Origin of the sequence: Pelagibaculum spongiae, from assembly GCF_003097315.1 — a bacterium.
Classification (GTDB): domain Bacteria; phylum Pseudomonadota; class Gammaproteobacteria; order Enterobacterales; family Pelagibaculaceae; genus Pelagibaculum; species Pelagibaculum spongiae.
Genome location: NZ_QDDL01000006.1, coordinates 52,105 through 78,355 on the forward strand (window position 1 = coordinate 52,105; position 26,251 = coordinate 78,355).

22 protein-coding genes are annotated in these 26,251 nt (G+C 43.5%); 10 read left to right on the forward strand and 12 right to left on the reverse strand.

The window, feature by feature from the left end; all coding sequences use genetic code 11:
* The first annotated feature begins 85 nt into the window (after positions 1 to 85).
* Positions 86 to 2,956 carry an ATP-binding protein gene (locus tag DC094_RS14430; RefSeq protein WP_116687832.1) on the forward strand — a complete coding sequence of 957 codons (2,871 nt, stop codon included), beginning with the start codon at positions 86 to 88 and terminating at the stop codon, positions 2,954 to 2,956.
* On the opposite strand, the gene DC094_RS14435 is transcribed toward DC094_RS14430, so the two are convergent.
* From DC094_RS14435 to radC, 8 genes are all read right to left on the reverse strand, one after another.
* Positions 2,913 to 5,306 carry a response regulator gene (locus DC094_RS14435; RefSeq protein WP_158527336.1) on the reverse strand — a complete coding sequence of 798 codons (2,394 nt, stop codon included), beginning with the start codon at positions 5,304 to 5,306 and terminating at the stop codon, positions 2,913 to 2,915. The two genes, DC094_RS14430 and DC094_RS14435, sit on opposite strands and share 44 nt — an antisense overlap.
* Entirely contained in the window at positions 5,281 to 5,976 is a 696-nt protein-coding gene (locus DC094_RS14440) for a response regulator transcription factor (protein ID WP_116687834.1), read from the reverse strand. Before DC094_RS14440 ends, DC094_RS14435 begins: the two co-directional genes overlap by 26 nt.
* A 749-nt stretch (positions 5,977 to 6,725) precedes the next feature.
* A complete protein-coding gene (locus tag DC094_RS14445) occupies positions 6,726 to 6,935 on the reverse strand; it encodes a hypothetical protein (RefSeq protein WP_116687835.1) in 210 nt (69 codons plus the stop codon).
* An 87-nt stretch (positions 6,936 to 7,022) separates the two neighbouring features.
* Positions 7,023 to 8,381: a Na+/H+ antiporter NhaC family protein gene (locus tag DC094_RS14450; protein WP_116688000.1), complete on the reverse strand. Its 1,359-nt coding sequence runs from the start codon at positions 8,379 to 8,381 to the stop codon at positions 7,023 to 7,025.
* A 195-nt stretch (positions 8,382 to 8,576) separates the two neighbouring features.
* Entirely contained in the window at positions 8,577 to 8,747 is a 171-nt protein-coding gene (locus DC094_RS22145) for a hypothetical protein (protein WP_158527337.1), read from the reverse strand.
* A gap of 306 nt (positions 8,748 to 9,053) precedes the next feature.
* The gene (rpmG, locus tag DC094_RS14455) at positions 9,054 to 9,209 is read right to left on the reverse strand and encodes a 50S ribosomal protein L33 (RefSeq protein WP_116687836.1); all 156 of its coding nucleotides are present in this window, start codon (positions 9,207 to 9,209) and stop codon (positions 9,054 to 9,056) included.
* Positions 9,210 to 9,220: 11 nt separating this feature from the next.
* A complete protein-coding gene (rpmB, locus tag DC094_RS14460) occupies positions 9,221 to 9,457 on the reverse strand; it encodes a 50S ribosomal protein L28 (RefSeq protein ID WP_116687837.1) in 237 nt (78 codons plus the stop codon).
* A 177-nt stretch (positions 9,458 to 9,634) separates the two neighbouring features.
* Complete coding sequence (radC, locus tag DC094_RS14465) at positions 9,635 to 10,309, reverse strand: RadC family protein (protein WP_116687838.1); 675 nt, start codon at positions 10,307 to 10,309, stop codon at positions 9,635 to 9,637.
* A gap of 257 nt (positions 10,310 to 10,566) precedes the next feature.
* On the opposite strand from radC, the gene coaBC reads away from it, so the two are divergent.
* From coaBC to DC094_RS14495, 6 genes are all read left to right on the forward strand, one after another.
* Positions 10,567 to 11,787: a bifunctional phosphopantothenoylcysteine decarboxylase/phosphopantothenate--cysteine ligase CoaBC gene (gene coaBC / locus DC094_RS14470; RefSeq protein WP_116687839.1), complete on the forward strand. Its 1,221-nt coding sequence runs from the start codon at positions 10,567 to 10,569 to the stop codon at positions 11,785 to 11,787.
* Between the two features lie 25 nt (positions 11,788 to 11,812).
* Positions 11,813 to 12,274 carry a dUTP diphosphatase gene (dut, locus tag DC094_RS14475; protein ID WP_116688001.1) on the forward strand — a complete coding sequence of 154 codons (462 nt, stop codon included), beginning with the start codon at positions 11,813 to 11,815 and terminating at the stop codon, positions 12,272 to 12,274.
* Between the two features lie 282 nt (positions 12,275 to 12,556).
* Positions 12,557 to 15,118, forward strand: coding sequence for a phosphomannomutase/phosphoglucomutase (locus DC094_RS22630; RefSeq protein ID WP_158527338.1), 2,562 nt, complete (start codon positions 12,557 to 12,559; stop codon positions 15,116 to 15,118).
* A gap of 66 nt (positions 15,119 to 15,184) precedes the next feature.
* Positions 15,185 to 16,078 (forward strand): acetylglutamate kinase, encoded by an 894-nt coding sequence (argB, locus tag DC094_RS14485; protein ID WP_116687841.1) that lies wholly within the window; start codon positions 15,185 to 15,187, stop codon positions 16,076 to 16,078.
* 7 nt (positions 16,079 to 16,085) lie between these two features.
* Positions 16,086 to 16,694 carry a nucleoid occlusion factor SlmA gene (gene slmA / locus DC094_RS14490; protein ID WP_116687842.1) on the forward strand — a complete coding sequence of 203 codons (609 nt, stop codon included), beginning with the start codon at positions 16,086 to 16,088 and terminating at the stop codon, positions 16,692 to 16,694.
* 488 nt (positions 16,695 to 17,182) lie between these two features.
* A complete protein-coding gene (locus tag DC094_RS14495; protein WP_116687843.1) occupies positions 17,183 to 18,331 on the forward strand; it encodes a porin in 1,149 nt (382 codons plus the stop codon).
* Between the two features lie 166 nt (positions 18,332 to 18,497).
* On the opposite strand, the gene phnN is transcribed toward DC094_RS14495, so the two are convergent.
* The 3 genes from phnN to DC094_RS14510 all read right to left on the reverse strand — a co-directional run bounded on the left by phnN (position 18,498) and on the right by DC094_RS14510 (position 22,323).
* The gene (gene phnN / locus DC094_RS14500; protein ID WP_116687844.1) at positions 18,498 to 19,052 is read right to left on the reverse strand and encodes a phosphonate metabolism protein/1,5-bisphosphokinase (PRPP-forming) PhnN; all 555 of its coding nucleotides are present in this window, start codon (positions 19,050 to 19,052) and stop codon (positions 18,498 to 18,500) included.
* Positions 19,053 to 19,462: 410 nt separating this feature from the next.
* Positions 19,463 to 21,079, reverse strand: a complete 1,617-nt coding sequence (gene gshA / locus DC094_RS14505; RefSeq protein ID WP_158527339.1) for a glutamate--cysteine ligase — start codon at positions 21,077 to 21,079, stop codon at positions 19,463 to 19,465.
* Between the two features lie 59 nt (positions 21,080 to 21,138).
* Positions 21,139 to 22,323 carry an ammonium transporter gene (locus DC094_RS14510; protein ID WP_422615586.1) on the reverse strand — a complete coding sequence of 395 codons (1,185 nt, stop codon included), beginning with the start codon at positions 22,321 to 22,323 and terminating at the stop codon, positions 21,139 to 21,141.
* 857 nt (positions 22,324 to 23,180) lie between these two features.
* Between DC094_RS14510 and rraA the strand changes: the two genes are divergently transcribed.
* The 3 genes from rraA to ybaK all read left to right on the forward strand — a co-directional run bounded on the left by rraA (position 23,181) and on the right by ybaK (position 25,591).
* Positions 23,181 to 23,669 (forward strand): ribonuclease E activity regulator RraA, encoded by a 489-nt coding sequence (gene rraA / locus DC094_RS14520; RefSeq protein WP_116687848.1) that lies wholly within the window; start codon positions 23,181 to 23,183, stop codon positions 23,667 to 23,669.
* Positions 23,670 to 23,775: 106 nt separating this feature from the next.
* Complete coding sequence (locus tag DC094_RS14525; RefSeq protein ID WP_116687849.1) at positions 23,776 to 24,864, forward strand: hypothetical protein; 1,089 nt, start codon at positions 23,776 to 23,778, stop codon at positions 24,862 to 24,864.
* Between the two features lie 256 nt (positions 24,865 to 25,120).
* Positions 25,121 to 25,591, forward strand: a complete 471-nt coding sequence (ybaK, locus tag DC094_RS14530) for a Cys-tRNA(Pro) deacylase (protein ID WP_116687850.1) — start codon at positions 25,121 to 25,123, stop codon at positions 25,589 to 25,591.
* Positions 25,592 to 25,626: 35 nt separating this feature from the next.
* Here the strand turns inward: ybaK and DC094_RS14535 are convergent, their stop codons facing one another.
* Positions 25,627 to 26,148 carry a DUF4442 domain-containing protein gene (locus DC094_RS14535; protein WP_116687851.1) on the reverse strand — a complete coding sequence of 174 codons (522 nt, stop codon included), beginning with the start codon at positions 26,146 to 26,148 and terminating at the stop codon, positions 25,627 to 25,629.
* Between the last annotated feature and the right edge of the window lie 103 nt (positions 26,149 to 26,251).

Genomic DNA, 26,251 nt, shown 5'->3' on the forward strand with positions numbered 1-26,251 from the left:
CAATGGTCTAAGAAAATAAACACTTTGTGGCATAATCCACAGAACTTCCAAGTGAATTGATCGTAAGCCATCAGGAGTTTGGGTTATGCCAACTAGGTATATCAAACAGCGATTTGGCAACCAAAATTGGTTGGCTGCGTTGGCGACCTTTATTTTGCTAGTACCCGTATTATTCTGGATCGCTTCTGATAGTCATTTTCTTTTCTCATCATCAAAACTATCACCGCAACCCGGCAGCTACAAAATTTCTGCTCGAACTCACTTTCCGATATTTTTCAGGCAACCATGGCTTTTTTGTCCGAAAAAATTACTAGTTGAAACCGTAGATTCCAGCGGTCAACCTACCGCTCCTGATTGTGCCGAACCATGGGTCGCTCAACCCTTGGCTATTGGTGGTGTTGGGCATTATCGAATGGAATTCTCTTTAACCGGAATCGATGCAATGGTTGGTCTTCAGCTACCAAAAGGTTTGGACTTAGGCCAAGTGTGGAAAAATGGGATTCGAGTTGTTTCAGAACAGATTGTTTCAGAGCAACTGATTGAAAATAAAGACCAGTATTTCTCGCACATCATTTTATTACCAGATAGCCAATTACAACTAGAAGTAAATCATTTCTTTTCTTCAAATGATCAATTGAGAAAGCTAGTTAAAATTGATTATTTGCAGCGACTACAGAGCAATGATCAATGGCACCTAGCAATTAGTTCGGCAATGATCGGTTTATTGTTGGCATTGTCAATTTTAATGTTGATTGCACTTTTTCTTGGAGTAGAGCAAGGGGCAATTTATCTAGCAATCAGCTTCTTAGCAGGTGCTGTTTATGTATTTGGTGCAGAGCAAATGGCTTTTTACTGGGACTCAGAGTTCTCCAGTAACTGGCTTATTAGATTAGAATATTTAGGGTTGCTTTTGCTTTGTGGCGCTTACGCCATGTTTATTCAACGATCTTTTCAACCGGCCATTCCTGAGCTACCGATTAATCTCTATTGGCAAATTGCAGTAACTGGCGGCACTGCTTCGATATTGCTACCCGCCGGATTATTACCATCCTTTAGTAAACCTTGGTATATTATTACTATTGCTACCTTATGTTTTTTTATTTTCTTTTTAATAAAAAATTTAATCAATAAAAAAAACAAATGGCCCGCTTTGGGTTTGTTTGTTTCGATAGTCCTGTTGCTTAATCTTAGAGATGGCTTCTTTTTTCGAAATGAAATGCATTATTTTACACATTTTATAGTATGTCTCATTAGTGTGGTCATCGTCGGTATCCGTTTTCGAAATAAGTTAAAGAAGTTAACAGAGCAAAGTATTGTATTACAACAGAATGTTGACCGAAGAACGGAACAATTGCAGCAGCGAATTGTCGATGTTGAAACGGCCAGAAGTTCGGCGCAGGAAGCATCATTTCGTAAAAGTGAACTAATGGCGATTATGAGCCATGAAATCAGAACACCTCTGTCAGGTTTGATTGGCTCAATCAAACTTTTAAGCACTGCACAGTTAACTGAAAAAGAGCTGAAATTACGGCAAAATGCCGAAATGGCTGGGCAGTCATTGTTAGATATCGTTAATGATCTGCTAGATTTTTCTCGCTGGGAAACTGGCAAGCAGACTTTAAAGCCGAAGCGATTTGAGCTGCATCGTTGGTGCAATGCTATCGAATCTCTAATGTCGATTTCGGCTAAAGAAAAGGGCCTTGAGCTGATTTTTGATTGCAGTGACACGCATCAAAAAGAACTGTGGCTTTATGGAGACCAACAGAAGATTCGTCAAGCAGTCATTAACTTACTACACAATGCAATCAAGTTTACCGGAACCGGCTGGGTAAAATTAACCGTTCGCTATGGCGGTGAAACCCTCTTAATAACAGTGGAAGATACCGGACCAGGTATTGCAAAAATTGACCAGCAAGCGATTTTCCAATCTTTTGTTAGCATGGAAAACCAGTTTGATAATAACCGTACTGGCGCAGGTTTAGGTTTAGCGATTACTAATCGTATTGTGGCCAGCATGGGCGGTTCAATCCAGGTTGAAAACCGGCAACCCAATGGCTGCTGCTTTAACTTAAGTTTCCCAATACAACATATCGACGCACCATTAAAGAATGACTCTCATAATCTGGAAGCAGCTCAACGTTGCCGGGTGCTATTGGTTGAAGATGATCCAGCCAATCGGATTTTCTTGACTGAAATACTTTATCGAAGTGGCCATTCTTGCCAAGCAGCAGAGAATGGTGCGATGGCGATAAAATTATTTCAAGATTCGATTTTTGATGCATGTATTATTGATATGTATTTGCCAGACACTCGGGGCGATATGTTACTACAAAAAATGCAGCAATATTTAATTGATAATAAAAATAAAAATCGACCGTTGTTTATTGCATTGTCTGGAGCAATTAATTCATCTAATCAGAGTGAGTTTCTTAATTTTGGTTTTGATTATGTTCAGAGCAAACCAGTTGAGCTAGATGTGTTACAAAGCTTACTGGTAATGGCAACCAACCAGCCTTCATTGGTAGGTAAACAAACTGTTTCTTTAGCAGAAAATGATCGAGTTGAAGGCCATTCAGATAAAGTATTAGAACTTTCTACAGTCGAAGCCTTAGTAAAACTATCATCACCGCCAGGGCAAGGTTTTTTAGAGCAGTATTCAGAGATGGGTAGTCAGGCAGTTAATCGAGTTATTGAAGCGGCAAAAACTTCTGCGCAAGAATCGTTTGAAATGTTACGGAAAGCGATTGCTGACCAAGATGAGTTGCAAATTTCCAAGGCTGCTCACCGTTTAAAAAGCGCTACTTTGGTGGTGCAACTTAACCAATGTTCGGCAATGGCTCATCAAATTGAAATAGATAAAACATGCTCATTAGAACAATTTTTTCAATTAAAAGTTTTTTGGGAAGAAGGCTTTAAGCAACTTCAATCTCAGGTGAAGATTGAGTGTGTTGATTAATGATATTAAATAATGCTTCATGATGAACTGGCTTTCTTAATATACCATCGAACAACGGTTGGTATTGGTCTAGCTGTTGCGGCATCAAACTAGCGGTATATGCATACATTGGCAGGCTAGCGAGTTCTTGTTCGGGTAATGCTCGAATCACTTCTGCCAGTTCCAATCCGTTCATTGGCGACATTTGAATATCCACTAGCAACAGATCGATGTTGTCATTTAACAAATTCAAAGCCTGTTCACCTGAGTTAGCAGTAATAATTCTAAACTGATCGCACGGTAATAGCATTTTTATCACCTGATGATTCAATGGATCGTCATCCACTACCATGATGGTTGCAGGTTGTTTAGGTTTCAGTCGTGATTGAATACTGGCCTCACCCTGGCCTAGTTTAATATTAATTTTTAAACAGCCTGCGTTGTCACTTATCGTTTCCAGCCATATTTTCCCTTTCATCGCATCAATAATTTGCTGACTGATATTTAATCCGAAACCTGATGACAGATAGTTATCTGATTGAGGGTTATTTAAGTCAAACAAGAAGCTATCTGATAATTTATGCTCAGACATTTTAATATTATTGCTTCTGGCGGTAATTTCAATTTTCCACTGGCTGTCAGGTAGCGCTTCGGCTCTGGCAGAAATCAGAATGCTGCCTTTCTCAGAATGTTTAATTAAATAATTAATGCAAGAAATAAAAACAAGTTGTAACCGGTTTTTATCTGCGATTAGATGTTCAGGAAGATTAATTAGTTCAAGGTCGATCATTACGTTTTTCAGATCAGCCTGATAGTGAAGCAAGCAAATGGTATCTTGTAATAGCTGCTTTAAATTGAAGCTGGAGTAATGAAAAGATATTTGATTGTCGATAATTTGCGATTGATCTAATAGCTGGTCAATTAATATAGTCAGCGTATTGGTCGCGCTTTTGGCTGAGCTAACTAGCTGCTGTTGTTGTTTATCTAAATGAGTGTGTTGCAGGGCATGGCTAATCGCTTTTATGCCATTGACTGGGGTTCGCAGCTCATGGCTGAGAATACCGAGAAAATTAGATTTGGCACTATTCTCTCGTGTTAAACCTTCTTTGGTTTTTTGTAACTCTGCAAGTTGGCTTTGTAGTTGCTGGTTTTTCTTGAGCAACAATTGGTCAAGCTTTTTGGAACGATAGGTTTGCGCTTTGAGCTTTTGCTGGCTGCGATCACCAATGGTTAGTGCATTAACCAGAAACCAAAAAGCAATCGCGTAAGCTGTTAAGCTGGGATAAAACTCACCGGTCACCGCACGATATTCGTCGTGCACCACGCTAAAAATTACTAAACCTGAAATGATCAGAGAATAAATACTACCGCGAACCTCGTTTTTATATGCAAGCGTTAACCCCCAAGAACCATAAATTAGAGAAATGGGCATCATGGCAAGACCAATGTTAATGAATATAAAAGACTCATTGAGGTAAGAAGAAAAGCTCAAGGCGCTAAAAATAACCGAGAATGCGAACAAGCTATAAACAACAGCAGGCCGGTAATAACCTTTGTATAGCTGGTGTAAAATGAGTAAATAAGTGGGTGGGAACATCCATGCTGAAGTCCATTCGATAATATCAACAACGTAGTAGTCAAAATTATCAACCAACCAGTTCCCTTCAATTTTATGGCCGATAAAAACCTGGCCAATAATAATTAACGAGGCCCAAGCTAAAGTGAGTAGCTGGTATTCTTTTGGGTGAACGACATAAAGCGCTAAAAAATACAAACCCAGCAATAGATAGCCACCGAGATTCATCAGCAAAAAGGCATAGCGTTGGTTATAACTTGCTTGTAGTTGCTCAGCACTGCCTAAGGTTAATGACCGCTTGGGGCCACCAGAATAAAATTGGAAATTTGCAATTTGCCAAACCAGTTCCAATCTTTGTGTCTGGGGCAATCGAATTAACCGCTCTTGCAGCTTGGGAATGTTGCTTTGAGCGTTTTTGCCAGGCGTGCCAACATTAGCCATTAATTGGTCATTGGCCCATAAACGCCATGCGGTGTATTGGGTGGGAGATTCTAATATCAGTGGCGGTGCATTTTCTGGTAGTTGGATAATTAATCGATAACTGACATAGCCATGATCGGGTAAGCCGATTTCCCCCCAAATTTTAGGTACCGGCAGGTATTGATCAGGGAAAGTATCTTGCGGCGTGAGTAGTTTATTGCTGGCAGCCTGCCACATACCATCCAGTTTGATTGGATCGGTTTGAAAATCCCAGTTGCTAAGATCAATCTGCCCGTTAACTACGCTTGGTTGAGCCTGAACAGATAAAGCGAGCAACAATAGCAAGCAGCTAACTATTACCCGGAGTAAATACATAACCAATGCCGTAGCGAGTTTGAATAATTTGTTTGTTGCGTGACACGTTGGAAAGTTTGTTACGCAGTTTGCTGACCAGCACATCGATGCCTCGATCTCCCGGTAACCACTCAGTTCTTCCCAGGCTATGTCCCAGTTCATCTCGAGTCAGCGGCTTGTCGATGTTTTTAATCATAAATTCAAACAAGCGAGATTCGGTTCGAGTTAAATTGCAGCTTTCACCCCACTGATTGGAAATCAGCATTGATTCTGGCGAGAAACACCAGTGGCGAAACTCAACAGCTTGACTGGCTTCAACTGGCACATCTCCCGAGCGCACTCGCTGTGACAGGTTTTTTGCGCAGGCAAGTAACTCTCGCATTGGAATAGGTTTGGCGTAGTAGGCATCGGCGCCATTTTCTAAGGCAATCACTCGTTCAACGGGATCATCGCAGGAAGTGGTAAAGATAATTCCAGTTTGAGATTTTTTACGAATTTCTTTACACAGAGAATGGCCATCGGTATCGGGCAGCATCAAATCGATAAAAATCACATCAAAATCGTAGCGCTGGATTCGCTGCAGGGTTTCTTTGCCATCTGGAAGCTCCTGAATCGTCCAGCCTCTAGCGCGAAGATATTCAGCTAGTAGGGTACGGGCAGCAGGATCGTCTTCAATAATTAAAGCATTCATGATCAGTCTGCAGCCTCTGTGAAAAGTAAGAAATATTCAGACTTAAAACGATTAACGTTATTTTGTAATAGAAAGCTATTGCAGCACAATCACTTTATTCAATAAAAAAGGCCGTGAGCATCGTTAAAAGATACTACGACCTTAACACTCATCCTGAGCCAAGCTGTTGTTTGAAATAGTTATTTTCAGCTGTCAGTCCATTGAGGTTCTATCAGAGCGTACTTGTAGAGCAGGAATACTTTTAATAGATGCTGTTTAAGTGTCTCTTCTAAACAATTCCTTCTCAGTGATGCAATTTCAACATATTTTTCGATGGATGTAATTTTTGTAAAATATGCGGTGCATCAAAATTTACAGCGTGGAATGAGTAAAAGGCTTGCTGGAGGATCTTAAGCAATCGTTGCAATCTTTACATTGTTATCGATTGCGATACATAAAAAAGAATAGCTGTCTATTTTCAGCGATAAGTTGGTATTTATTGCAAAGCTACTTTGTTGTCGTGTGGCTTTTTAAATTTTCGGCGTGTCTGTTGGAGTAGAATTTGATGGTTGAAATGGAATGCACCTGAATAGGTGGTATTTATGAGAGGCATGGCGAGCGTGCAACGTGGGCAGGAAACCGTTGAATATATCGTGCTAATTATTTTGATTGTGGTTGCGATAATAACAGTGGTTAATTTATTTCAGGCAACTATTTCATGAGCAGACATAAAAGGACATAAGCAGTTGTAAGTGTTGTGAGGTATGAAGTTAGGCAGGAATTGAACAGGATATTTTTGCTAGAAGGGTTTTGTTGAAAAAAGAACAGCGCCAGCTGCTTTTATTCAGCTGGCTCCGCATTTCCTGTTGTTGACGTTGTTTGTCGGTTTTACGTTTTGCCTTGTTAGTTTTCTGGTGAACTCCGCCTTTGCGCATGATGGGGTCAAATGCAAAGGGGTTACGCCGATCAGGCTTAGCCATAGCGATTTCCTTTCGATAAAAAAACACCGCGACCTAAAAAGTAGGCTGCGGTGCGAATTATGATTCAGCTAACTGGCCTTTGCAAAGTTAGGCGAATTTCTTTTGGTTGCCGGTGGTCACTGGCACCTTCTGCAGCCAGATGCTGGCTAATGCAATCACAGCTAATGCCAAGCAATAATGAACGCTTAAGCTCAATTCTACTGGTGATAAGCCAGCGATTGATCCGGCCAGCAATAATTGTGCACCCCACGGAATCACCCCTTGCACCGCACAAGAGAAAATATCTAAAAGGCTGGCGGTTTGTTTCGGTTCAATCGCGTGTTCATTGGCAATATCTTTTGCTACATCGCCGCTGATAATAATGGCGACGGTGTTATTTGCAGTGCAGGCATCAGTGGCGACGGCTAATGATGCAATACCTAAACAACCGGCCCGTTTTCCACCATTTTTTGTCAGGTTTCGAATCTTTTCCGATAACCAAACCAAACCACCTTGCTGCTTGATTAGGGCACTTAAGCCACCTACCAGCATCGACAGCAACATGATTTCAAACATGTTAGAAAAACCAGCGTAAATGTCGTTGGTATATTGGCCAAAGCTATAGTCAGCAACTAATAGGCCGATCACTCCGGAAATAATAAGGCCGCTGCCTAAAACTAGCAGTACGTTTAACCCGCTTAAGGCCAAAGCTAAAACGGCAACATAAGGTACTACCAGTAAAATTGAGCCAGTGTCTTTTGCTGCTACGGGAGCTGCGTCATTTAAAATAAATAACGAAATCAGAGTAATAATTGCTGCGGGTAATGCCAGCTTGAAGTTAACTCTGAATTTATCTTTCATCTCACAACCTTGGCTGCGAGTTGCGGCAATGGTGGTGTCAGAAATAATCGAAAGATTATCACCAAACATTGCGCCACCGACCACTGCGCCCATGGTAATGCCTAGCGACATGCCCGTTGCTTCAGCGGCGCCTACTGCGACAGGAGCGACTGCTGCGATGGTGCCCATCGATGTGCCCATTGCGGTTGCGATAAACGCTGCAATCACAAAAATACCGGGTAATACCAGAGATTCTGGGACTAGCGACAAACCCAATGCAACGGTAGCGTCGACACCGCCGATGGCTTTGGTAACCGCAGCAAATGCACCGGCAAGTAAAAATACCATGCACATGGTGATCAGATTGACGTTACCTATGCCTTCTAAAAAGGTTTCTAGCGCAGCATTTAGTTTTTGCCGGCTGATGAACAATGCAAGGATCAACGCCGGTAATACGGCAACAGGGGCTTTTAATTGGTAAAAAGCAAAGTCGGTTCCAGCCAGGCTGTGATAAATGCCACTGCCAATGAAAATCGCCAGAAAAAGCAGAATAGGCACTAAGGCAATACCGCGGCCTAGTGGTTTTTCAACAGAGTTAGAGGTTGTAGCAGATTGAATTTGAGTCATCTTCGAACTTCTCTTCTTCAGACCAGCGCAGTAAGCAGCCACATTTAGTTTGGGCAGGTAATGAGCGAAAAATTGGTCAGGGTAGTCCGGCAAGTTCATAAAAACGCCTCGCTGGCGTCCACCTACCGGGATTTGCCATAACTGGGTTATGGCGTGAATGATCTACAGAAAAAGTTACCTGTTAGATCGATATCGTTAGCGACACATTCGGTCGATCACCGCGCCATGAATAGATTCGCCTTCAGGAGAGGCAGGTGCGATGCAATAAAAAGTTGGCTGGGGGATGTCGATGAAAAATGCCATATCCATCGCCTCAGACGAAGTGTCTGATAATTCAGTGGCGTATTGGATAGTCAGGCCTTTCATGGATAACCAACTCTCAAGGGAATATTAGAAAAACCAGTCTAAGCACAGCTGAATAAAAATTCACAAAACAAAGGAAAAACGGTCTGAGAAACAAGATGGAAGGATTTCAATTGAAGGTGGCATGACCAAAAGTGACTTGGCCAATCGAAAATCAGCCGCAATTATTGCCAGAAGTGTAAACAGTAGGTCCGATATTCAAGTGCCGATCATAGAATTGAATTATCTAAATACAATTTTCAGATACAACAAAGGCGCCCGAAAGCGCCTTTGTCGTTGAACAAGCTCTAACAGCTCAGCCGGGATCAATTACTTGATCTTGGCTTCCTTGTAAGTCACATGCTTGCGAACAACAGGATCAAACTTTTTGATCTCCATCTTCTCAGGCATGTTCTTCTTGTTCTTGTCAGTGGTATAGAAATGGCCGGTGCCGGCGCTTGATACCAGACGGATCTTATCGCGCATGATTTAGCTCCTTATACCTTCTCACCACGGGCACGCAGTTCAGCTAGAACTACATCAATACCCTTTTTATCGATAGTACGCAGACCCTTACTGGATATACGCAGTTTTACAAAACGCTTCTCAGCTTCTACCCAAAAACGATGCGAATGCAAGTTAGGCAAAAAACGACGACGCGTTCTGTTTTTAGCGTGGGAAACATTGTTCCCGGTCGCAGGACGCTTGCCTGTAACCTGACAAACTCGTGACATATGTCTATCTCCAAAATTCTTTCACGGATGCCGTGTCTCAGCGCTGATAGGAACGACATCCGGCACATGCTGCAGCACGAAGCGGCACTTTATACCAGAGAGCGGCTGTCAACTCAAGAATTACTATTTTTTACCAGCTTGAATGCGATAAAAAACAGCTGGTTGGCGAAAAGTGCTTTATAACCAGCCCCTTTCTGCGAATGATACCGCTTGGCCGTCACCTATCACAAGGTGATCAAGCAACCTAACTTCAATTAGTTGTAACGCTTGGTCAATTCTTGAAGTAACGGCGCGATCTGCTGAACTAGGTTCAGCGACCCCGGAAGGGTGGTTATGGGCAACAATCATCGCTGCGGCGTTATAATGCATTGCCAGCTGAACCAATTGTCGGGGATATACGCTAGCACTGGCAATACTGCCTTGGCTCACTTCGTGAAAAATAATCAGCCGATGTTGTTGGTCGAGTAACAGCGCTGCAAACACTTCATGCTTTTTATGACGTAACTTGGCAAAGAGAAAGTCTTTTACCGCTTGTGGATTCTCTAAAACGGTATCTTTGGTTAGCTGATCTGCTAGATGCCGCCGCGCCATTTCCATTACAGCTTGAAGCTGTGCATATTTTGCTGGCCCAAGGCCTGGCATGTCACAAAACGTCGTTTGATCGGCTTCTAATAAACCGCGCAATCCATCGAAATGATTAATTAACTGCTGTGCCATTTCGACTGCTGAAACGCCAGGTCGGCCGATCCGTAAAAAAATCGCCACCAATTCAGAATCAGAGAGACTAGAAGGACCTTGATGCAGTAATTTTTCACGAGGTCGCTGTTGGTCAGGCCATTGCTTAATACTCATTAATAATCAACTAGCCTGAAATGGGCTTTATATAGACAAAAACAATAGTTGGAGGTGGTTTTTTTTATAAAAATCGGCATCTTGGTGAAGCAGTTCTCTGATTAACGGCTGATTAAATTGTAGATTGGTCTAGTGAACTTGGCCGTTTCTGTCGTCGTAGTTTCAGAATGCGTCACAAGTGTGCAAAATAGCTGGCAGATTTCTGATCGCCTTGCGATCTGGGCCCGATCTAGAAAAGGCGAGGTTAAGCGAAAGTTATGAAACTTGAAGGTAAAAAAATTCTTCTGGGCATTACCGGTGGAATTGCTGCATACAAATGCCCTGATCTGGTACGCAAATTAAAGCAAGCCGGTGCGCAAGTGCGGGTGGTTTTAACTCCAGCTGCCGGTGAATTTGTTAGTGAAATGAGCCTGCAAGCGGTCAGTGCTTACCCAGTGGCCAATTCTTTATTTGACCCGGCAGCTGAATTGGCGATGGGACATATTGAGCTGGCGCGTTGGGCAGATCTGGTGTTGATTGCACCAACAACGGCTGATTTTATCGCCAGAATGGCGGCAGGCATGGGTAACGATTTATTGTCTACCCTGTGCTTGGCGACCACGGCACCCATTGCAATTGCACCGGCAATGAACGTTGAGATGTGGAATCACCCGGCAACCCAACAAAACCTGACAACGCTAAAAGATCGAGCGGTATTTCAGTTTGGGCCAGCACAAGGTGATCAGGCTTGCGGTGAAATTGGTTTTGGCCGAATGCTTGAACCACTAGAGTTGGTAGATGCTTGTAGCGAAGTATTTTCTAAACGTGAAGTTGCACAAGTTCTGGCAGGTAAAAAGCTGTTAATTACAGCAGGTCCAACTCGCGAAGAGCTAGATCCTGTGCGCTACATCACCAACCATAGCTCGGGGAAAATGGGTTATGCGCTGGCTGAAATGGCAATGGCTGCGGGTGCTCAAGTAACGCTGGTTTCTGGGCCGGTGAATATCTCTGCACCAAAAGGTGTCGAGCTAGTGCGAGTCGGTAGCGCGTTGGATATGCATCAGGCAGTATTATCTCGCGCACAATCGCAAGATATATTTGTTGCTGCAGCGGCAGTTGCAGATTATCGACCTGCTAGTCGGGTCGACCAAAAGATTAAGAAAACTGGCGACAATGATGACATGGTGATCGAGCTGGTTCGCAACCCAGATATTTTGGCTGACGTTGCTGCTTTAGCGAACAAGCCGTTTTGTGTTGGTTTTGCCGCAGAAACCCGCGATCTGGAACACTATGCGCGTGGCAAGCTGAAACGTAAAAAGCTCGATATGATTTGCGCCAATCTGGTATCGATACCCGGGCAAGGATTCAATGTAGATACCAACGCATTAGATGTCTTCTGGAAGGACGGCGGTAAAAGTCTTTCTTTGGCAAGTAAACAACAATTAGCTGTGCTGTTGGTTGAGTTAATCGCCGAACGTATGGCGGTTGCCAGACAATAAAGTTAACCCAAAAGTGGATACTCAAGTGAGCAAGCAAACCTTACAAGTAAAAATTCTTGATCCCCGGTTGGGTAATGAAATTCCCATGCCGCAATATGCAACAGAAGGCTCTGCAGGATTAGACCTTAGAGCCTGTGTTGAATATGCAACTGAAATTAAGCCGGGTGAAACTCAGCTGATTCCAACGGGAATGGCGATATATATCGAAGACGCTAATCTGGCGGGAATGATTTTACCTCGCTCAGGATTAGGCCATAAGCACGGCATCGTTCTGGGTAACTTGGTCGGATTAATCGATTCAGATTATCAAGGTCAATTAATGGTGTCTTGTTGGAATCGTGGTGATAAGCCATTCACTATTTTGCCCGGTGAACGCTTGGCGCAATATGTTTTAGTGCCGGTATTGCAGGCTGAATTTCAGATTGTTGAAGAATTTGAACAGACCGATCGTGGTGAAGGTGGCTTTGGTCATTCTGGTCGACACTAAATCGCGCTATAAGTCTGTAGGTGAGTCGTTTGGCTGGTTAATCACCCGGCAAGCGGCTTTAATCATTTTTACCACACCGCCGATTCTTTAACCTGACTGACCCGTTTGAGCAGGATGCTCCAAATAAATCAGTAAACTGGTTAATGTAAATGGCTATTTAAGCGCTTGTTGATTATCTGCTGATGGCCGTCAGCAACGTTGTTAGTCATTAATAAGCACTATTTTTGATCAGTATTAATCGCTATACCGAACAGGTATAGATAGATGCGATGGAGAAAAAGGATGAAGGTGTTCGGACGTAATCTTTTCACAAGGAAGGAAACCTCCAAAGTACCTGATAACAAGGAGCCACGTATCGAGCGAAGTATGCGGTTTAGCAGCATGCTATGGCGAGGAGCCGGTCTGGTCGCGTTATCTTTGATGGTGGTGTTAGCCTGGCATGGTTGGAGCGCCTTAGTCGTTCCCGCTGAAACAAAGCAATTTGAAAAGGCACAGCAGCAATCCACTGTTTTGGCCAGCGCATTGGCCGGCCGTTTGCAGCTCTGGCAATCTCAGCTCGATCAATCAGCGGCCAATCCTTATTTAGCGGTTTTGCTACAAGGAAAAGATCCGAGTTCAATTGCTCGTATGGAAAGTGAGCTTTCTGCGCGTCAACCTTGGTCGATTGATGCCCGTTTATTGCCAACCAATTTGATTGATCCAGATCTTGAAGCTGGCCTAACTTATTCGGTGCTGGAAATGCTACGGCATGCTGAACGTGGCGAGATGACAGTTGAAGCCATCAACTGGAAGGATCGACAAGCTCGAATCAATATGGCATCGCCAATCCGTGATGCTAAAGACCGTGTTAATGGCGTATTACTAGCCAGCTATGACAAGCGTTTTGTTAAGTCGATTACTAAAGGCCTAGAATCAGAAGGTTTCTTTGTTGAGCTGCACCAGCAATTCAATCAAGGCTCATCACAGCTGTTAGCGCGTTTCGGTGCACCATCACTTCGTTCGGGTTCACAGCTTGCTAGCGCCAATATTCAGGGTACGTCTTGGCAGTTACGAGTATGGGCAGGACAGCCCAGTGAAAATTGGATGGAAATGATTCAACTCTGGCCGTTTTCTGTAGTATTTCTAACCATGTGGCTAGGCGTTTTACTGGTCTCCAGACGACAGCAAAAACTGCTCAATGAAGATGCTCATTTATTAATTGAAGTGGTCCAGCGCTACGACACCAAACGACTCGGTAATTTTGCATTACCACAATTTAAAGATGTGGCTGAAGTTCTGATCGGCCCACGAGCGTCCCATAGCAAAGACCCGCTAGTGCCGATGAAAACTGCTGCAGTTGCTAGCAAACCGAGCACAACTGAAGCATTGCAACCAAATACCGGTGTTGAAGTAACTGAGTTAGGTAGTGGCTCAAATAATGGCTTAGATAAAGGTTTGATTAATTTTGACTCTAAACCTGAACCCAAAGTAGAGCCAATCAGTAATGAGATCTTCTTTGATAGTGAAATTAGAGGCGTAGTCGATCAGCAAATTACCGATGAGTTAGCTTTTTCACTAGGTCGAGCAATTGCCAGTGAAGCCTGGGAAAGGGGTGAGCGTTCGATTGTCGTTGGACGGGATGGCCGTAACTCAGGTGTGCAACTGATCCAGCATTTAATTCGAGGCTTGGTTGATAGCGGTATGGATGTAGTCGATTTAGACCAAGTACCTACGCCAGTGGTTTATTTCGGCATGGAGCATTTAAAAATTGCTTCATCGGTGGTGGTGACAGGAAGTCATCATGCTTTCAATGAAAATGGTTTCAGAGTTATTTTGGCCGGTGAGCCGCTATTGGGTGATGGGCTAACATCACTTAAAACGCGCATTGAACAAAATAATTTTAATCAGGGCAAAGGCAGTTTCCGCCAAGAATCTTTAGAAGCCGATTATATGGACCGGATTCTGTCAGATGTGGTGGTTGCTCGACCGATCAAAGTGGCAGTGGATTGCGGCAATGGTGTTGCCGGTACTTTGTTACCAGAGTTGTTACGTCAGCTAGGTTGTGAAGTCGAACCGCTTTATTGCGATGTTGATGGCAACTTCCCCAATCACCAGCCAGACCCTGCCAATGCCGATAATCTAAAAGATTTGATCGCCCATGTGAAAAAGCACGACTGTGAGCTGGGTATTGCTCTGGATGGCGATGGTGATCGTTTAGGCGTGGTTAGCAGTGATGGTTCAGTTGTTTGGGGCGACCAGCTATTAATGCTGTTTGCTGAAGATATGCTAGAGCGTAATCCGGGTGCTGATGTGGTATTCGACGTCGCTTGTAGTAAATTTTTACGCCAATGTATTTTGCGTAATGGCGGCCGGCCATTGATGAACCGTTGTGGTCATCTACACATTCAATCTCGCATGAAAGAAAGCGGCGCCTTACTTGCCGGTGAGTTGTCCGGGCACATTTTCTTCAAAGAGCGCTGGTATGGCTTTGATGATGGTTTATATGCCGCAGCGCGTTTGTTAGAAGTGATTGCACAAAAACCAGGCAGTGCAGATCAAATATTCTCTCGGTTACCTCACGGTGTGGTTTCTCCGAAAATCACCATGACCGCTTCAGATAATGGCAAGCATCAACTGGTGCAAAAGCTGGCGGCTGAAGGCAATTTCCCCGATGGTGAAAAAATTACTTTAGATGGTTTGCGAGTTGAATTTGAGCAAGGTTGGGGCATGGTGCGGGCTTCTGCAATCAGCCCTGCATTGGTAATGCGCTTTGAGGCAGATACCGAGCAAGAACTGCAAAAGATCCAGAATCTTTTTAAAGGTGAGATTTCCCGGCTCGAGCCGAATATAATGCCCAGCTTCTGATTCTAAATCAGGTGTCTGTCATATGTTGCAAGCAGCAGGCAGACACCGGTCATAACGAGGCCTGCCATGTCTTTTTCTCTTGATAAGGCCACAGAAACAGCGCGCGTGCTGTCTGAGGCTCTGCCGTACATCCAACGTTTTACCAATCGAACCATTGTCATCAAATATGGCGGCAACGCCATGGTCGATGAAAAGTTAAAGAACAGTTTCGCCCGCGATGTAGTACTAATGAAGCTGGTTGGTATGAATCCGGTGGTGGTTCATGGCGGTGGGCCACAAATTGGTGATCTACTGAAGCGAATTGGCAAGGAAACTGAGTTTGTTCAGGGAATGCGAGTTACCGACAATGAAACCATGGATGTGGTGGAAATGGTGCTCGGTGGCTTGGTAAACAAATCGATTGTTACCCTGTTAAATCAAAATGGTGGTCGTGCGGTCGGTCTTACCGGTAAAGATGGCGGCTTGATCAAAGCGCGTAAGCTGAAGCTAAAACAATCAGCACCAGAACTAAAAGCATCAGAAATTATCGACATTGGTCATGTTGGCGAAGTGGCATCTGTGGATACTACGGTGCTGGATATGTTGCTTCAGGGCGATATTATTCCGGTGATTGCTCCGATCGGAGTGGGCGAAGATGGTGCGACCTATAACATCAATGCCGATCTGGTCGCAGGGCGAATTGCCGAAGTGCTTCAAGCTGAAAAGCTAATGCTACTAACCAATATTTCCGGTCTTCAGGACAAGCAAGGCAATGTGCTCACTGGCCTGAATACCAAAAAAGTATCTGCACTTATCGAAGATGGCACCATTTATGGTGGCATGCTGCCGAAAATTCAGTGTGCACTGGATGCGGTCGCCGCAGGGGTAAAGTCTGCGCATATCGTCGATGGTCGGGTACCTAACTCCATACTATTGGAAATCTTTACCGACGAGGGTGTTGGCACCCTGATTCAACGATGAGGACAGGATGAGCTCAGGCAGTACAGGTAATAATAGAAAGGAGCAAATTCTTCAGGCTTTGGCGCATATGCTGGAAAAAAACAGCAAAGCCAAAATCACTACTGCAGCTTTAGCAAAAGAAGTAGGGGTATCTGAAGCGGCACTTTATCGGCATTTTCCGAGCAAAGCTCGAATGTTCGAAGGTTTGATCGATTATGTTGAGCAGACCATATTTGAGCGAATTGGCCGAATTGTTGAGCAAGAAAAAGCATGCCGAATTCGCACTTACCAGCTGTTAACACTGGTGTTGGGTTTTGCAGGAAAAAACCCAGGCTTGTGTCGCATTCTTACGGGTTCAGCCCTTCAGGGTGAGAACGAGCGATTGCACCAGCGGGTGGTCAAGTTCTATGAGCGGCTAGAAACTCAACTTAAGCAGATTTTGCGAGAAGCCGAGCTTCGGGAACAATTGCAGGCAGTCATGCCAGTAACTGAGGCGGCTGCTTTGTTGTTAGCGGTGGTTGAAGGACGACTGCAGCAATATGTTCGTAGTGACTTCGAGCGCAAGCCATTAGATAACTGGGATCTTCAAGCAGAATTTTTAATTGGCCCACTGTTAATCAGTAGCGAGAAAAGCTAGTCGGCAGTGAAAAAAAACTAACTGTCAGTAATTTGAAATCTGCCGAAGCTAACTTATTAATACAACGAAATAAAAGCCTCTGTTTTGTTTTTATAAAGCAGGGGCTTTTATTTTTGATTTTAAGGAGCATTAAGAAAATAAAGCGTCATTTTTTTGACGCCTAAAGCTTCAATTCAGAAACAAAAAAGAAGGAGATAAAATATCACTTTAATTTCTAATATCAGATGTTCCCGAAAATAGCAAGTGCGCCTCAATGCAGGTGATGACAAGTTTTTTTATCAAAATAATTTTTCCATCCAGTTGATTTTGTTCGGTTAATTTTTAATGTTTTTAAATATATAAAACTAAGCAAAAAGTCCATGGTTATATTAATGAAATTCCAACTTTCATCAATTGATACTTTATTGCAGCAAAATTGATTTTAGTCAGCATAATAGCTGAATCATCAGGATATAAAGTCAGCGCGCATTCCTGGAGATTTAAACTAAATGAAAACTAAACAAGTATTCCCTATTGCTGCTGTTGCACTGGCAGTAGCGATGGCAGCACCTACCGTTTCAGCTGAAGCACAAGCTTATCTGTCACTGCGTCCTACTATCGAATCAGACGTTGTTAAAGGTGGCGATCGTGAAACTAAAGTAGACGATTACTACTCGCGTTTTGGCCTGAAAGGTTCTGAAGAATTTGGCGATTTAACTGTTGGTGCTCTGGGTGAGTGGAACGCTAATGGCGATCTGGGTACTACCCGTTACAGCTACGGCTGGATCCAAGGCTCATTTGGCAAAATCAAGATTGGTAAAACTGACGATGTAATGGTCGGTAACGTATCTGGTATGACTGAGCTGGGCTGGACTGACAACGCATCTTTCGCGCGTTTCTCTCTGGACGGCCACGTTGGTAGCGGCTTTAAAGATGACAACATCCGTTATACCTATACTGCAGATATGTTCCAAGCTGACGTATCTTACCGCCGTCCAGACAGTGACATCACTGAAACTAACTTGGGTGGTCAGGTTTACCTAGGTGACTTTACTATTGGTGCAGCATATAAACTGACTAATGGTAAAGCTGGAAAAGCTGCGACTACAAAAAATGAAAACGTTCGAGTAGAAGTTCGCCACTTTGATGCAAATGGTAAGCCACTAGACGTAAATGGTGACATCATTACTGATCCTGCGTTAGTAGCAACTACACAAGCTTTTGTTGAAAAAGAGATGGAGGTCGTTGTTCCTGTAGCAGCAACTGCAACGAATAAAGATTATCAGTCAGCAACTTTTGCTATTGGTGCGACTTATGCTTCGGGTCCTTTAACTTTGGCTGGTACTTATCACAGCGTTGAAGTTGAAAAAGACGTTAAAGCAGTAAATAACAAAGATTCATCAGCGATTGAAGTTGCTGCAGCATATTCTATCAACGATAAAGTAACGGTTGACGGTATTTACACTAGCTTTGACGACAACACTGTTGATTCTGAATATGGTGTAGGCGTTTCTTACAAGCTGGCTTCAAACATGCTGATTTTCACCACTTATGAAAATCGTTCTTTTGATGCTGCTGGCACCAAAGACACTAATAAGGCAACTATCGGCTTCAAGTTTGACTTGAACCTGATGGCTCCTAGCGCAATGAAGCAGTAATCATTAGATTACAGCAGATTTGCTAAACGTTTCTTCCTAGGAAGGCGTTGAAAAAAACCGGTCTTTTAGGCCGGTTTTTTTATGGCCGAATTTCAGCCATAAAAAAACGGATTGTTTTTAACAATCCGTTTTAATTTAAAAAATCAGTTGTTAGGATAATTTAAAATTATTCCGCTGGAATTTCCAGCACCTGATTAATATATCGAACCAGCTCTTGGCTGGCTTGGCCGATCGAATGGTTATTGTCGATTAGTTTTAATCGTGGGTGGTTTACCGGCATTTTGGAAGTGTGAATACGGTCTTCAATTGCTAGCTCGTCATCCTTGCCACGCTGTTCTAGTCGTTGGCGTAAAATGTCTGGGTGCACGTCGAGCAAAATTGGCCAGATATTAGGGAATATTTTGGCAACTTCAGATAAATATTCACGCGATCCATTAATCATCACATGTTTGCCATCAGCTAATAGCTGATGAATTTCTTTGGCAAAGCCATACCAATAGCCATGGCTGTTCCAGCTCAGTGCTAATTCACCGGCGGTTTTCATTACTTCAAATTGTTCTACTGAAACAAATTGGTGGTTTTCCTGATCCTTGGCTTCCCGGGTAATCATACGTTTTGGGAAGCTGAGCTGGGATTCGCCCAGGCTTAATCTGAGATAGCTGATCAGGCTCTCTTTTCCGGAGCCAGATGCCCCCATTAAATAAAAAAGTTCGCCATGCATATTATGTTTATCCTATTTCTTTACTTCTAGCGACGATTAACAATTACCACAGGTACTTTCTATACAATTCAATGTGATACAGAGTAATGCCTGCTAGCTGGCTTAAGTTATAATCAGGCGGTTTATTGATAATTAACTTTGCCTGCCTGATATGTACAAGAGTATCTACGACCACTATTACAACTTGTTTTATCCATTGGTACTAGTGATGCGAATGGAAGAATTCTAGGGATATTCAGCAACTTCTTTTACTACTTCGATCAAGTTCTTGAACGAATCACAGTAGTCTGAAGCTACAAAAGCCATTTGTGGCCTCGGGTGTGCCGTGGCTTACTTAAGCTACAACAAAAAATGATGCGTATCCCGTACCAGTTAAGCAAAGGATGACGCATCATTTCCAGATGTTTCGCTTATTGAGCCAGATAATCTGCTAAAAACTGGTCAAAATCACCCGTTTGTTGCTGTTCTACGTGTCGCTGCTTCGCCAGTGACTGATCTGCCAGTTGCATAAAGTGCTGTAATGTCTGACGGTCGGGCACTGCAAATGATGCTGCAGCCTGTTTACTTAGCTGCAAAGTGGCTTGCTGCAAACTGCCGTGGCGTTCGATTTCAGCCAGCACTTTGGCAGAAGGCAGTTGGTCAGGTGTTTCCAGGGCCAGCTTGCGGTAATACTCAACCGCTTCGATAGCTGCGGGTTGTTGTAGTGTTTCCGCTAATTGCTGCAGCTGATCAAATAACTGCTCGGCTTCAGATGTAACTGACGCAGAACCTTGTTCAGTTTCCAGTTGTAAGCCTGGCTTGCGGCCTTGCTCAACGATTAATTCCAAATTGCGGCCAATCCGGCTGCATTCAGTCTCTGCAATTAGCGGGCTGTCTTTAATCTGGCAATAGCTAAGGAACAGGTCGAGGAAGATTGACTGCTGATGACCAATGCCGGTCGGTTGCCATGGGTCGATATCTAGGCAGCGCACTTCAATATATTCAACGCCGCGTTCTTTCAGCGCATGAACTGATTTCTCACCGCTTCTGATGGTTCGCTTAGGTCGAATCGGGCTGTAGTACTCATTTTCGATCTGCAGAATATTACTGTTGAGCTGTAAATATTCGCCATTAACTTTAACGCCTTTTTGCTGCCATTCTGGCCATGGTGTATTGATCGCATGGTTTAGGCTATCGCAATAGCTGGGTAAATGGTTAAAGCAGATATTCAGTCCGGCCTGAGCATTATTCTGATAACCCAGTCCACTCATGCGCAATGAAGTTGCCCATGGCAAACACAAACTGTCCTGGCCAATGCTCTGCAATGGTAAGGGAGAAGGCTTATCTTGAAGAAAGTCTTTGCCTACCGCTGGAGATGCACCAAAAAGAAGCATTAATAACCAGCTGTGGCGGCGGAAGTTTCGGATTAAGCCGAAATAACCTTCCGATTGAAAGTCGATTGCAGATTGCCCATTACCATGTAATTTATGCCATTGCGGCCAAAAATCGTCGGGCAAAGAGAAGTTGTAATGGATGCCGGCAATGGTTTGCATCCGTCGGCCATAGCGTAAATCGAGGCCTTTGCGGTAGATGTGCTTTAACTGGCCAATCGGAGAACTGCCATATTGAGCAATCGGAATTTGATTGCTGTCAGCAGGTAACTGGCATGGCATGCTGGAGTTCCACAGCAGCTCACCACCAGGTAAATTGTGCAGGACAAAACTATGGATTTGATCTAATTGTTCTAAAACAGCTGCGCGGTCGTTGCCGGGTGCTGTAATGAACTCCAGTAAAGCCTCAGAATAATCGGTAGTTATTGATTCGTGGGTCAGTGCAGAGCCCAATGAAACCGGATGCGCTATTTGTGATAGCTGCCCGTTTTGGTCTACCCGCAGCGTTTCTCGCTCGATACCGCGATTAACACGCCCAAACAATCCTTTGTCGATACAGCTAAGACTGCCCAGTCGGCCGTTGTAAGCCTTATTCAATGGCTGAACACCAATATATAAACAGGCGCTAACTATGTGGGCATTGCAGAGGAATTTCAAGCTTGCACCTGTGAAGTGCAAGCTTGCATTTCTGAAGGGTTTAACCGCTGGGTATGCGGCTATTCCATCATATGGCTGGCTGCATGAATTTTATGGATGCTTAAATCGGCACCATAGAATTCCTGTTCTTCATCTAAACGAATACCAACAAATTTCTTCAATACACCGTAAACAACAAAACCAGCAATCGCAGCAATGGCTACACCGAGCAAGCTGCCAACAATTTGCGACATCAAACTAACACCGCCCATGCCGCCTAATGCTTGCTGACCAAAAATACCGGCAGCGATGCCGCCCCATAAACCACACAAGCCGTGTAATGGCCAAACACCCAGCACATCGTCGATCTTCCAACGCTTTTGGGTCAGATTAAAGCAGACCACAAATAATGCACCGGCAATCGCACCAACAACCAAGGCACCCATTGGATGCATTAAATCAGAACCAGCACACACGGCTACTAAGCCAGCTAAAGGGCCGTTATGAATAAAGCCAGGGTCATTTTTACCGACAATTAATGATGCCAATATACCGCCGACCATGGCCATCATGGTATTGACTGCAACTAGCCCGGAAATATCGCCGACCTTCTGTGCTGACATCACATTAAAACCAAACCAGCCAACGGTTAAGATCCAAGCACCGAGTGCCAGAAAAGGAATGTTTGAAGGTGGAAAGGCGACTAGCTTGCCTTTTTTGGTATAGCGGCCTTTGCGTGCGCCAAGCATGACTACAGCACCCAGTGCGATCCAGCCACCCATCGCATGCACCACTATTGAGCCAGCAAAGTCATGGAATGCCGCGCCAAAAGTAGCTTCTAGCCAGCCTTGAAAACCAAAGTTGCCATTCCAAGCAATGCCCTCAAAGAATGGATAAATTAGGCCGACTAATACAGCAGTGGCCACTAATTGTGGATAGAAGCGAGCACGTTCAGCAATGCCACCAGAAACAATGGCCGGTATTGCAGCGGCAAAGGTCATTAGGAAGAAAAATTTGACCAATTCGTAGCCATTTAAGCTAGCGAGTTGCTCGGCACTACGAAAGAAATCGACGCCATAGGCAACCGAATAACCCACAAAGAAGTAAGCAACCGCCGAGACAGCAAAATCGACCATGATTTTAACCAGCGCATTAACCTGGTTTTTATCTCGAACCGTTCCAACTTCTAAAAATGCAAATCCAGCATGCATTGCCAGAACCAGAATTGCGCCTAACAGCACAAAGAGCGTATCGCTGCTGCTCATTTCCATGGGACACCACTTATTTGTTAGTTAGCTTTTCAAAACAGAAGTTTGATCGCCGTTTATTATTAGAATTAGTGCTTCTTATTGGTGCGCATATGTAGTTTATTGCACCTTTATTGCTCGCTTGGCAAGAGTTGCCTATGCAAAACTCTCAATCGGCGGGCGGCGTCGAAGCCGGCGATAAATTTGTCTGACCTTTTGCAATATTGTTAGCAGAAAGTGTGCCAATCCTGAGCAGAGTGCACGGTTATAGCGATCTGTTGGTGCGCTGTTTTGAACTGAAATGGTGCTTACATCAAAAAAGCTAGAGATGGCTGAAAAACCGGTTCATAATCGCCGCCGTTTGCTGCTTCGCTATAAAAAGATCTTAACCAAATCAACGTTAAGGTCTTTGGGAAGTCGCTTCCCAGCAAAGGTTTTGCTTTTGCGACTCAGTACCGCAGCAACCGTGCATAGGTCAGGGTTTTGTTTTGTTTAGATCTCTATAGTTCTATCCAACAGCAGCGAACAAGCTTGCTCACCAGTTTTAACAGATAGCACATGTTGCTTCTGGCCCAAATCCGCCGACTCACCTCGGCGGATTTTTTATTTCCAGGGAAGGAATGTATATCGCAAGGAAGCATGGATGCTGGTGCGAATATTTCCAGGGAAGGAATGTATATCGCAAGGAAGCATGGATGCTGGTGCGAATATTTCCAGGGAAGGAATGTATATCGCAAGGAAGCATGGATGCTAGTGCGACGACAGGCAGAACATAGATCTTTAACTCTCGACTATTCCGTTCAATATTTTGAAAAACACCAGACTCCGGTTAGCATTCTGAAAAATTAATTCAAATAAACTCAGGAAACATAATAATGAGCAATCTTTCTACTCCTGATCTGTGTGATCAATTCCCTAAACAAGTTTCTGTTTTAGATCCGGTTTATAAAAGCTTTGGTGGTAATGAAAGCTTTTGTGGCGAAGTGGTGACAGTGAAATGTTTTGAAGATAATTCCAAGGTAAAGCAGCTGGTCGATACCGACGGAACCGGAAAAGTAATGGTGGTTGATGCCGGCGGTTCAATGCGACGCGCTTGCCTTGGCGACATGCTGGCAGAAAAAGCACAAAATAATGGTTGGGCTGGCATTATTATTTATGGCTGTGTTCGCGATGTAGAAATTCTTAAAACACTCAATATTGGTGTACAGGCTTTAGGCAGCCATCCAATGAAAACCGATAAAAGAGGTTTGGGTGATATTAATATTCCACTTCAATTTTCTGGTGTTACTGTTATACCAGGAAACTATATTTATGCCGATTTAAATGGAATTATTGTTTCTGATAAAGCACTTGTTGAACGGTAATTAATAAGTGACTAACGATATCTTTTAACTGGATTTTTAATTTAAATTGATATTGCTGTTGATAGGAATATACTTACGGATTCGGAGAAATAATGGTTGTTTAATTATGAGAAGAATTTTTTATATTTCATTTATCATAACGCTTAGTAGCATTATCTTATCTTGTGGGGGTGGGAGCAAGGAAAGCAGCAGTATTCGTACAGAAAGCTACATAGGCCCTGGATCAACATGGACGGTAGATCTTTCGTCCAATGATCAATTTTCAATTACTTATAGAGAGAATCCTCAAGCCGATGTTGAGCTTTCTTTTTCAGGTAATTATCAAAAGTTGCCATCAGGTTTTGTGGCGATGACGGTCACTGGCTCTTCAGATAGCGGTACTGTCGCTGGAAGCATGGCGTTTGGCTTGGAAGTGCCAGGCGTTATGTTTTTATTACAACCGGTTGGTGGTGATGGCTTGGTGCCAATGGTTTCTGCGGGAAATTGCCCCAACGAAGATTATGTTGCCAATTGGTTAGCTATTAACTTGGAAGATGGTGCAGACCTTACTTCAATAGATGTCGATCTATTTGGGCAGCTTGGGTTTAACACTGCAACTGGAGTGGCCAGCCTTACCTCTAGCTATAACTCTGCTGGAACTAGACGAGGATCTGCTTCAAGTTTTAGATCTGGATCCTGCCAAGACGGAATTTTAGTAATAGATGATCCGGTTGATAGTGATAATGGTGATGTACTTTATTTGACCGATGGTGGTGGATCGATTATTCAAACAAATATTGCTGACGACGCCGCATCATTATTCTATTTCTCTTTACCCGTTAAATCAGCTGGGACACTCTCTGGCTTTCAGGGTGAGTATGTTGGATTAGCTCTTAATAATGGCGATCCAGATGGTAGTCAGATAAATGCAGTTAACGTTTCGTGCAGCAATGCGGGCGTGTGCCAGTTGAAAGAAGTAAATCCGCTGACTGGTGTATTATCAAGCGATAGTGCAACTTTAACATTATCCACACCAAATTCACCAACGAATGGATTTATTGCAGCTGTGATGAATATTGATACGGATAATGGTAATTTTTACTGTATGGTTGATCGAGACGCAGCAGAGAGTGGAACAAAAATACTCATGTGTACGGGCCAAGTACCAACAGATAATTCTGAATATATTAATTTAATGTTGGTTTCAAAAAATTAGTTTTAATTATTAGTTTATTTTTTAAATCATAATTATTCTTTGCCACGGATGGCAGAAACCTAATCGTCAAGTAATGAAACTCAACATAATACCAAAGCATTTTAAAATTAATAAAAATTTAGATTGTTAAGCTTCATCAGTCAGAAATATGAAACTTCTTCACTTCCATAAATCTAGAAACAAGCACTTATTCTAAGTTGATGATAAAATTGCTGCTGACTTATTAGCATACATTTAGCAGCTGCTAGGAGTGAAGATGACCCCGGCTATCAATCTGGCGAAGAAAGCCAAAATCACCCATCGCGTGGTTAAGTATCAGCATGATGCACGTGCGCAATCTTACGGTATTGAAGCTGCTCAAGTGCTTGGCCTAAATCCTCAACAAGTATTCAAAACGCTATTGGCTGAGTTGGATAACGGTGAGTTAGTCGTTGGTATGGTGCCAGTTTGCTGCAAACTAGATTTGAAGAAACTAGCCAAAGTGGCTGGTGCGCGTAAAGCTGCCATGGCTGATCCAAGCAAGGCTGAAAAAGTTACCGGCTATGTAACGGGTGGCATTAGCCCGCTGGGGCAGAAGAAACGCTTGCGCAGTTTTCTTGATCTCAGCGCTGAGGATTTTGCAGAAATTCATGTCAGTGCCGGTCGGCGAGGGTTGGAAATTGCGCTGGCACCATCGGACTTAATTAATCTGTTAGATGGTAAGTTGGTTGCGATTGCTTGTGAGTAATTAAACTACTCACAAGCAATTTTTGCCGATATTGGTTATGCCGCTTCAGCTTTTTTCTCACGACGCTTTTTTGGGATCCATGCCCAAGTAAACTCGCCTAAAATTGGCTCGCCTGATTTGGAATCTCTCACTTCAAGTTGCACGGTCACCTCACCCTTGTCCAGAGTTCTGATCTGCTCACGCTGTTCATCTGATAAGGATGCAATGGCTTTCATATCACCATTGGCACGAGCGACATAGTCGATTTTCATGCTTTTGAGCAATGGCAATTTGTCATCTGGCAAGTTCATTGCCAATACAGAACCAGTGGCTGATTCACCCAAAGTTGCCATTGCCGTGGCGTGAATACCGCCAATGTGGTTTTGCACTCGTTTGATATTACGAATGCTGGCCCGAGTTTCTGACGAAGTCAGTTTGGTGAATTTGATTCCGGAAGTTTTGGCATAATGAATGCGGCTGCAAAATGCCCAAGTACCAATACGAGCACCCAGCTTATTGGAAAACATGTTGCCGAATCCGACAACTTTCATAAACGCATTTTTTTTCTGGCTGGCCATTGAGCTTCTTCTTATTTGTGGACAGATCGCTGGAATGTAACAGCATCTGAAATGAATAAGAAGCGGGGTAATTGAGATTTATATCGGATATTCAGGTACGGCC